Origin of the sequence: Caballeronia glathei (assembly GCF_000698595.1) — a bacterium.
Classification (GTDB): Bacteria; Pseudomonadota; Gammaproteobacteria; order Burkholderiales; family Burkholderiaceae; genus Caballeronia; species Caballeronia glathei.
Genome location: NZ_JFHC01000326.1, coordinates 1 through 357 on the forward strand (window position 1 = coordinate 1; position 357 = coordinate 357).

Sequence of the window (357 nt, forward strand, 5' to 3'; positions counted from 1 at the left end):
GCCGAACGCCGGCCTCGGCCCTCGCTCGCCAGCGGATGCGGGACGCGAATCCTCGCCACGCGGCTTGAACGTACGCCGCTCGTCGTTGCCGCGCGTCGTGCCGCGATCGCCGAACGTCGGCCTCGGCCCGCGCTCGCCAGCAGAAGCCGAACGCGCATCGTCGCCACGCGCTTTGAACGGACGGCGCTCGTCGTTGCCGCCCGGGCGTTCGCCGCGCGGCGCGGGGCGGTCGCCGAATGACGGTCTCGGCCCGCGCTCGCCAGCGGAAGCGGAACGCGCATCGTCGCCGCGCGCCTTGAACGGACGGCGCTCATCGTTGCCGCGCGTCGCGCCGCGATCGCCGAACGCCGGCCTCGG

Annotated in this window: 1 protein-coding gene; it reads left to right on the forward strand. The window is 75.6% G+C overall.

Annotation, left to right across the window (positions count from 1 at the left end; genetic code table 11):
• Positions 1-240, forward strand: a 240-nt coding sequence (locus BG61_RS43860) for a hypothetical protein (protein WP_206540647.1), incomplete at its 5' end; no start/stop codon positions are given.
• Positions 241-357 lie beyond the last annotated feature (117 nt).